Annotated in this window: 7 protein-coding genes; 2 read left to right on the forward strand and 5 right to left on the reverse strand. The window is 55.3% G+C overall.

Annotated features, from left to right (window positions below; genetic code table 11):
* Positions 1–104: 104 nt before the first annotated feature.
* Entirely contained in the window at positions 105–278 is a 174-nt protein-coding gene (locus tag C8P63_RS19270; protein ID WP_170109733.1) for a hypothetical protein, read from the forward strand.
* 100 nt (positions 279–378) lie between these two features.
* Here the strand turns inward: C8P63_RS19270 and C8P63_RS16900 are convergent, their stop codons facing one another.
* The 5 genes from C8P63_RS16900 to C8P63_RS16920 form a co-directional block, all read right to left on the reverse strand.
* Complete coding sequence (locus tag C8P63_RS16900; protein ID WP_108026102.1) at positions 379–1,155, reverse strand: SDR family oxidoreductase; 777 nt, start codon at positions 1,153–1,155, stop codon at positions 379–381.
* A 90-nt stretch (positions 1,156–1,245) separates the two neighbouring features.
* Positions 1,246–1,494, reverse strand: coding sequence for a hypothetical protein (locus tag C8P63_RS16905; protein WP_108026104.1), 249 nt, complete (start codon positions 1,492–1,494; stop codon positions 1,246–1,248).
* Positions 1,495–1,763: 269 nt separating this feature from the next.
* Positions 1,764–3,404: an esterase/lipase family protein gene (locus tag C8P63_RS16910; protein ID WP_108026106.1), complete on the reverse strand. Its 1,641-nt coding sequence runs from the start codon at positions 3,402–3,404 to the stop codon at positions 1,764–1,766.
* 123 nt (positions 3,405–3,527) lie between these two features.
* On the reverse strand, positions 3,528–4,430 hold the full coding sequence (locus tag C8P63_RS16915) for an RluA family pseudouridine synthase (RefSeq protein WP_108026108.1): 903 nt from the start codon (positions 4,428–4,430) through the stop codon (positions 3,528–3,530).
* Positions 4,431–4,523: 93 nt separating this feature from the next.
* Positions 4,524–6,215: a transglutaminase domain-containing protein gene (locus C8P63_RS16920; protein ID WP_108026110.1), complete on the reverse strand. Its 1,692-nt coding sequence runs from the start codon at positions 6,213–6,215 to the stop codon at positions 4,524–4,526.
* A gap of 484 nt (positions 6,216–6,699) precedes the next feature.
* Between C8P63_RS16920 and C8P63_RS16925 the strand changes: the two genes are divergently transcribed.
* Positions 6,700–8,055: a helix-turn-helix domain-containing protein gene (locus C8P63_RS16925; RefSeq protein WP_281258741.1), complete on the forward strand. Its 1,356-nt coding sequence runs from the start codon at positions 6,700–6,702 to the stop codon at positions 8,053–8,055.
* Positions 8,056–8,523 lie beyond the last annotated feature (468 nt).

An 8,523-nucleotide genomic window follows, 5' to 3' on the forward strand; every position in this document is an offset into this window, starting at 1 on the left:
ATATCCCTTCACTTATCAAAATAAACGTGACATTTTAAACTCCCGACTTTCCGGCAGACCTTCCCAATCCCTTTTCTGTGGTATAGTGGGGACGAGGTGATCCCATGAATAAGAAAGCAGCGGTCTTCGCCTGCCGTTTCACCGGATTCATCGGCATCCTCGCGTCCCTGTTTTTTGGGAAAGTGTATGGTCCCGCAGGCTTGGTCTTGGGCTTGATCGGTTCGATGTTCTGGTTCGGTCTGGCCTGGTATTTTCAACGATCCGTCGGGACCGGGTAGGTACATAACGATACCCTTTCATTATAACGCAATTGATTTGGATTTTGTTGCAAGATGTCTGTTTTTGTCATAAAAGCGACCGCCTCTCAATCGGTCGCTTTTATGCATCCCCTTCCACACGAAAATCGCGGTTGTCGAACCCGCCCGTCACCGGAATGACGCCGCCGGTGATAAAGTCCGAATCCGGATGGGCGAGAAACCGGATCACCCGAGCCAGGTCTTCCCCCGTGCCCGGACGGCCGACGGGGTTTTTCGGCTCCCGTCGGCCACGGGCCGCCTCGATCGGGGCTTCTTTGTATGGATGGCGGATGTCTCCCGGACACACCATGTTGACGGTAATCCCATGGGGGCCTTCCTCCCGGGCCAGGGTGCGGGTAAAAGAAACCAGTCCCGCTTTGGCTGCGGCATAGGCGGAAAAGCCTTCCCAATGGGGGGCATTTTCCACTTCGGGAAAACCGAAGGTGATGATCCGGCCCCACCGTCGTTTCCGCATCCCCGGAACCGTTTCCCGGACACAGTAAAAAACCCCGCTCAGGTTGCCGTCCACCATTTCCCTCCACTCGCCGTCGCTGAGATCCACGGCATCGATTCGTTGGAAGAGGAACGGGCCCGCGGCGCAGACCAGCACGTCCACCCCGCCCAACCGGTTTTCGATTTCCCGCGCCATCCGCTTGACAGCCGCCGGATCGGCCACGTCTCCTTCCATCGCGAGGGCTTTTCGGCCCCGTTCCCGGAGCTCAGAAACCAACCCATCCGCCTTCTCCCGGCTCTTCCGGTAATTAACGGCAATGGAAAATCCGTCGCCGGCCAGCTTTTTTGCCACCATTACTCCCAAACCGGAAATGCCGCCGGTCACCCAGGCCACACGGCTTTTCATCGGGACCCCTCCTTCTGCTGAAATCCCGTCTATTTTAACCTGTTGCGCCGGGCGAATCAAAAAAATGACCCGTCGGGTCATTTTTACCGATCACTCCTTGATCGGTTGGAGAATCTGTTTGGACATCAGGAGGAGGAACACGGCTCCCAAAACGATTCCCGCAAAGGTGAGCCAGGGGCCGGATTCCATCAGGGCCGAAGCCAGAACGATGACAGCGATGCTCCCCCAGGCGGTGGCCCGGAACAATCGGCGTTTGGTCCACCAGGCCAGACCGGCGGAGAGCACGGTGATTCCCGTCATGGCTTGCCACTCCCACAGAGAAAGTACGGACCAATCCATATGGCATCCCTCCATTCATTACTCAGTATGACCAGGATGCAAAAGGGATACACATCCTGACAGAGAAAGGCGAGCGGGAGTGGTTCTCACGAGCGGATCAAGGAGCGTTGGGATGGAATAAAAAGAATACCCGCCCCCTAAAAGCATTGTGAAAAAGTGAGCGGCAGCATTTACCCAAAGCCACTCCGGCTGCACTCAGGGGTCGCTTCACTCGACGAACATGAAATCACAACGCTTCTGAAGGAAGGGCGGTTTTTCCGGTCTGCCCTTCAAGATTTCGGATCGGGAACGTGGAAGGAACGGATCACAGTGCGCTGGAACGGCTCCCCTCTGTCGTTGCCCCCCCGGAGATCCACCGTCAGGTTGTAGACACCCGGCTCCTTCAGTTTCGGCAAACGTCCGGCAAAAGAGGTTCGTTCTCCTCCTCCCGGATCCAGATTCTTTTCGAAGATTCCCATCTGTGCCGGGAATTTTTTTCCCCGGGTCCGCGGAGGAACCAGGCGAACTTTGACCTCGTCGGGCTTTGCTTTCCACCCATGGGGCAAATTCACACGGACGGGAACCTCTTCGCCGGCACGGCCCGGTGTCTGAACCTCCACTCTCAGGTCCTTTGTTCCGGGGAAAGTGGCGGTCAACAGATAAGCTCCGTCCTTTTCGGGGTCCAGCCGGACTTTCCATTCCCCGGCTTCGGGCCCGGCGAACCGGAACCCCCGGACGGAAGCGCCCCGGAAGATATCCGGTTCGTCACCGGCACGGTAAAAATCAGGGCTTCCTTCATTGTAAACCGTTCCCGACGGGGAAATCAGGCGGACTTTCACATCGGGGGACTCGGTCATCACGTTGAAGATCGCCTCTTCGCTTTCTGATTCAACATGGATGACTTCCTCCGACGTTTTGCCGGCCAGGAGATCTTTACCCCGCACGACTTGTTGCGGTTGATCTTTTTCCGGACGGGCGGCCGCTGCCGCCACTTCCTTCATCGCCGATACTCCCTTCGTTATTGCAGTGCTCTTGAGGGTGGATTGGATCCGGGGGAAGACGGTGCTGCCCATACGGAGTTGATCATGATCGAAATCCGCCGTAAACAAATGCTCTCCGTAGGAAAGCGGGGTGCTCCAGACATTGACCAACCCGTCGTTGTCCCCGTAAGGAGCCAGGCAGGCTCCACCCGTCCAGAGAGCGGAGGGAAACGGGCCCCAGTCGGTTCCCGCTGCGGTGTAATAGCCATTTTTACCGACATTCTTATGGGAATCGGTTACCGAACGGAAGTGCTCCATGGCTCCCGTCTGCATGGATTCCGTTCCGGCGTCCCGCACACCCAGGAGTTCCGCCAGCCAGCCGGCCCACCAGCTGTGGGCCAGGTCGGCCAGATGGGATCCCCGATGGGGGGGACCTAAGGTGATGACCCGTCCTGCATGAGGGTATGCTCCTGAATGGATCAAAGCGGCCTGGGCGTCGACCCCCCCTTTGCTGTGGGCCACGATGTTCACCCGCTCCCCGAAATAGCGGTGGATTTTTTCCAGCATCCCGGCCAGCAACGCCCCGTTGTCCCACATGTCGGCCGCTTCGCCGGAAGAATCATGGAGCTCCACGAAGGCGGTGCGATACCCATTGCGGTACGCAATCTCGTACATATCGTTGTGCCCGTAATACCGCGTGTCCCCCCACCAGCTGTCGGCGGTCCCGTGAAGCCCCTGGACAAAGACGATGGGGGGCTTGCTCTTGTCCACATTGGGCGGGGTGGCCCCCACATACCAGGTACCCGGGGCCGAGGCCAACGCTTTCATTCCGCCTTCAGCAGGCGGCGGCACGATTCCCCCGGGCTCCGGTGCGGGTGCTGTTTTCAGCCCCTCGGCCCCGCTGACCCACCCGGCGGGCATGGAAACCAGGGCAACCAACAAAACCACCATCCCTTTCCATCACTTTTTTTCAACGCCATTTGCACCTTGATTGGTTGGAATTTCTTCCCTCCCACGAATTTATTCTTGACCGCCGGGATAAACTCCTGTTTTTTTAACTCTGTCTCTCATTTTTTAACAAGGCTTCAATCGATCCAACAAATCGAGCATGTCCCGGGGTAAAGGAGATTCCCAGGAACAGGTCTCTCCGGTCCGGGGATGGATCAGTCGCAGATAAGCGGCATGCAAAGCTTGTCTCTTAAGGCTCTCTGTTTCCCCTCCGTACATGGCGTCCCCCACCAGGGGATGGCCGAGATGGGCCATATGAACGCGGATCTGGTGAGTGCGGCCCGTTTCCAGACGGAGCCGGATCAGGGTCGCATCCTGCAAGCGTTCCACCACACGATAGCGGGTGACGGCTTTCACGCCGTCCGGATCGACGCTGCGAAGATGGGGATTCTCCTTTGAACGGGCGATCGGTTCCTCAACCATTCCTCCGTCGGAGGGCAAAACTCCATGCACCACGGCCAGGTATTCACGTACATAACGCTTTTTTTTCATTTGGCCGGACAGAACCGCATGGGCATGAGCGTGTTTGGCAAATACAATCAGACCGGATGTGTCCCGGTCCAACCGGGTGACGGGCCGGACGAGGTGGAATTCTCCCCGTTCCCGCCAATAATGGGCCAAACCGTTGGCCAGGGTCCCGTCCGGGTAACGCTTCGTGGGATGAACCACCACCCCGGGTTGCTTGTCGAGAACAATCAGATCCTCATCTTCATGATGAACGTGAATGGGCACAGGCTGGGGCCGCACCCCTTCTCCCGAATCTTCCGGAAGTCGTACCCGGATCAGGTCCCCGGCCCGGAGGCGGGAAGTCAGATACGCAGGCTTTCCGTTCACTTCCACCGCCTGTGCCTCCTTCAGACGGCGGAACATGCGGCGGGAAAAACGGAACCGGTTTTTCAGGACCTGCCGGACCATTTTCCCCTCTTCTTCTTCCCGGACCCGATGAACCATCGACGGCGCTTCGCCCATGAAACTTCTCCTTCTTTCCAGTTTGATAAAATCAGTCCGATCCCGGAAAAAAACACCCGTGCATCGCTTTCACGGGTGTTTCATTCCAAAACTTCAATACATCACCCCGGTCCGCCGGTGGGTTTGGGCGAATTCGGCGGGGTCGGGGTCGAAGTATTTGGTGGTATACCGACGGACGAACTGGTTGTTTTGGTTGATGTAACCCGAGCCCCAAGTGGGGTCCATGGTCAACCATTTTCCGTTCACCTTGACTTCCACCCAGGCATGACGATTCCCGTCCGCCACCCCTTCGACGAACCGTGCCTCCATGCCGATGGATCGAAGGAGGGCGATGGCGAGGAAGGAATAATCCTGACACACCCCGCTTTTCTCCTGCAAGGTTTTGAGGGCGGAATCATCGTATTCAAAATTGTCGTTTCTGAACTTCTGCACATCGTAACGGATGTTTTTGGCCACATATTCATAAATGGCCAGCGCCTTCTCCCGCTCCGTTTTTTTCCCTTGGGTCAAGTCCCGGGCCAGCTTCCGGATCTCATCATTCCGGGCTTGGATTCCGCGGGAAGGGAGCAAGTTACGCAAATCTTTATCTGCATTGTTGGTCACCGTGAACCGGGCCACACCGAAGAATCGGAAGTAGTCCCGCTGTTCTTCGGTGATCTCGGGGACGTTGACGGTCACCTCGTATTCCCCTTTGCCGAAGCGGAGCCAGAATGTGTCGTCAAACTTGTAGTTTTTCACGGGAATGAAATAGGTGGCTTCCATTCCGTCTTTTTTCGTCTGGACGATCAGGTGCTTGGTTTCCGCGGCATATGGGGCTTCGGGGTCGATGGACCCTTTGATCCGGTACTTCATGTTCCCCTTACCGCCGCCTGCCAAGGGGTATTCCAGTTTGACCCCGCGGCTGTCATAATGCTTGAAGAACTCAATGGGACTTTTTTCATCCTTGGAACGATTGTTCACCAGCAATGCAGCCGCTTCGTTGTAATAATCCGAACGTTTCGGGTCCGGGGTCATCACCGTCAGCTTATGGATCCCTTTTCCGTAAAACAGCGGGATCCGGCGGTCGAATTCCCCATCGCCGTTCAGCCGAAGGAGGTGCTTCCACTCCTGACCGTCTTTTTCCAGTCGAACCATCAAACGTTCGGCCCCTGGTTTACCGAGGGAACCCTTCAGACGAAATTCCCCTTTGGCTTCCAGATAGCCGGTTTCCGGCCGGCTCAGCTTCAAACCCGCATCCTGACCGGCCCGGCTCATGGCGACATCCCGCCGGATCTCCGGATTGACGTTGATCACTTCAAAACGGGCCGCATCGTAAAACCGATCTTCCTGGTCCCGGCTGGGAAGCCGCACGGTCACCCGGTACTCCCCTTTACCGTTGAAGAGTTGCACCTGTCGGCTGAACTTCCCGTTGTTCAACCGGGTGTAATAGGAGAACTCCTTTTCCCCGGTACCTTCCCCGCCCTTTGTTTTCTCCACCTCGATCCACACCGTATCGGACTCGAATTCTCCGTATTTTTCAACCGTTCCTTCCACATGGAATCGGGAATTCACGGCGAATCGTTGATATTCGGGTGAGGTGAGGACCGTGTTCACCTGTTTTGCATAAGATTCCAGACTCAGCTCTTTTAAATCCATGCTTTCGTTTTTTTCCGCCGCGAGACGGTCCCAGCGGTCTTGTTTCTGTTCCGCTTCCGTTTGAAACGCTGACAAAGGGTTGCACCCGGCGGCGAATACCAGAGCCGAAACGGTCAACAGGGCGGCCCCGGTTCGCAGGATCTTGTTCATGGCTCCCTCCCAAATTCGTTCGGTAAAAATCCTTTCCTCATTATATCAGCGATTCATGCAGAAATATCAACCGAATTTTCTCCCGGGAAGGTGTAAAAAAAGAGGCACCCGCAGGTGCCGTCAATGGAAAGACCAAGACCTTGACGTTAACCACAATGCTCGCAGACCCCTAAGCCAAAAGCATTCATGGGTCCTTTTATATGATACAACAAATTTTGATTGTCGTGTTTTTAAAAGTTCGACAAAATTCGACATATTTTTGCCTTGAAAGCCCGTATACAAAAAGTTTCTCCTCTTCACCTTTTAAAACTTTTGCTTTATCGATAGGAGTTCTCTTGTACATCAGTTGACAGAGCATTTGAAAGAAGTATGATGTAAATGGACAATGGAAGGCCGGAAGCAGGGAGGGATCGGTTTTTTTGAAATTATTTGTTTGTTGACATCTTTTGCCGGACCTTCTGCCCCCCGCCCTCCGGCCACTGCGATGGAAAGGGGGAATCTTACCATCGGCCTCGGACATAACATCCGCCGGCGGAGAAAAGAGTTGAAACTGACCCAGGCCGAACTGGCAGACGGGATTATTTCCGTTCCTTACCTCAGTCTGATCGAAAATGAGAAAGCCCGCCCCAAGCCGGACATTCTGAACCCCCTCGCCAAAAAACTCGGGTTGAGTGTGCAGGACCTGATGGGTGTGACCGATGAGGACACCCTCCGCAAGGCGGAAAGCCTGATTGACAAAATCCGCAGTTCCCTGGTTTTTGAGTCCTATGACCGGGCGAAAACATGCCTGAAGGAACTGAGGGAGCTCTCCGCCCGAATCGCCGATCCTGGGGTTCTGATGAAAACCGATCTTATTGAAATCAATTTTTTCATTCATTTTTTCGAGGAAGAGGCCTACCGAAACCAACTGAAGGCGTTTGAAACACGGTGGGACAACCTGGAATCCAACCCGAATATTTGGGTCTGGTATCTCAGAATCAAAGGGAACATCCACTTTATGAAAGACCAGTTTGATCGGGCCCTCCTCTATTACAAAGAAGCGGAAAAAGTTTTGCCTCAGGTGACGGAAGAGCTCGAGAAAGCATACATATACGGAAATCTGGGCAAAACGCACCTTCTCCTGTCCGATCCTTCCCTCGGCATTCTCTATACTGAAAAATCAATTGAAATCATGTTGAGGAAAGATCGCTGGTTGGAAATGTGCACCTTGCTTAATATTCTTGGAGCCTGTTATACCCATAAGGGAGACTACCGAAAGGCGATCCTCTGTTTTGAGCGTGTCCTGCGCATGTCCGAACAGTTCACCTTCTCCAAGGTTCTCGTTTCCCGCACCTTCCATGAGCTGGGCGTTTGCCACCTGAAGCTGAATGATTTCGGACAGGCGATCGATTATCTCCACCGTTCACTGGAGGTGGTCAACCCGGATCAGCTCCCGAACTGGGAAAGAGGTTGTGTACACCAAGTTCTCTGTCACACCTATCTCAAAACCCGGGATATGGACCGGGCTCTCCACCACGTCCGGGAAGCCATTCAATTGTTGGAAGGCCGGGAACGCTTAAGATCCGAATGTCTCATTTTCCTGGGTCAGATCCATTATCACCATGGCCGGTACATGGATTTCACCCGTTGTTACCGGGAAGCGATCCATTCCTTTCTCCAGCTCGGCACCGCGGAAAAAGTGGCCCACGCCTCCCACACTCTCGGAAAATACTACATCGACATCGGAAAGACGGAGGAGGGCGTCCGGTTTCTTCTCCAGGCGGCGGAGCACTACAATCAGCTGGTGCCCTGTTTTGATTTCGACGTCGAACTGACTTCCGCGAACCCGTCCCCCGGGTGAACCGGGCGTCAGCCGTCCAAAAAAGGCCACCGGTCTTCCGGTGGCCTAGATGCGTTGTGATTGAATGTTCGGTTCGAGAAAAGGAGAAGCGTTTACCCAAAATAGCGACTTTGCTGTCCTGCCCAGCGGAGAATCAGCCAGCAAGGGCGTTCAGGGGCAAAAGCTTCTCCTGTGTTGCATCCGGAGGCGTTTGCCCCTGCCCGCAGCAGGATGATTCGGAGCGGACAGTGCCTGCTTCTCTGCAGGACAGCATAGCGAGACCGGGGAGAGAAGCGACCCCAGGCGAGACTTGTGCTCTGTGAGTGCATAGCGAGACCGGGGAGAGAAGCGACCCCAGGCGAGACTTGTGCTCTGTGAGTGCATAGCGAGACCGGGAGTGAAGCGACCCAGGCGAGACTTGTGCTCTGTGAGTGCATAGCGAGACCGGGAGTGAAGCGACCCAGGCGAGACTTGTGCTCTGTGAGTGCA

Origin of the sequence: Melghirimyces profundicolus, assembly GCF_003054245.1 — a bacterium.
Classification (GTDB): Bacteria; Bacillota; Bacilli; order Thermoactinomycetales; family DSM-45169; genus Melghirimyces; species Melghirimyces profundicolus.

Excerpts from the sequence above, each read along its gene's own strand:
- C8P63_RS16925 (WP_281258741.1), top strand. The coding sequence starts at position 6,700 with ATGGAAAGGGGGAATCTTACCATCGGCCTCGGACATAACATCCGCCGG.
- C8P63_RS16915 (WP_108026108.1), bottom strand. The coding sequence starts at position 4,430 with ATGGGCGAAGCGCCGTCGATGGTTCATCGGGTCCGGGAAGAAGAAGAG.
- C8P63_RS16900 (WP_108026102.1), bottom strand. The coding sequence starts at position 1,155 with ATGAAAAGCCGTGTGGCCTGGGTGACCGGCGGCATTTCCGGTTTGGGA.
- C8P63_RS16910 (WP_108026106.1), bottom strand. The coding sequence starts at position 3,404 with ATGGTGGTTTTGTTGGTTGCCCTGGTTTCCATGCCCGCCGGGTGGGTC.
- C8P63_RS16920 (WP_108026110.1), bottom strand. The coding sequence starts at position 6,215 with ATGAACAAGATCCTGCGAACCGGGGCCGCCCTGTTGACCGTTTCGGCT.
- C8P63_RS16905 (WP_108026104.1), bottom strand. The coding sequence starts at position 1,494 with ATGGATTGGTCCGTACTTTCTCTGTGGGAGTGGCAAGCCATGACGGGA.
- C8P63_RS19270 (WP_170109733.1), top strand. The coding sequence starts at position 105 with ATGAATAAGAAAGCAGCGGTCTTCGCCTGCCGTTTCACCGGATTCATC.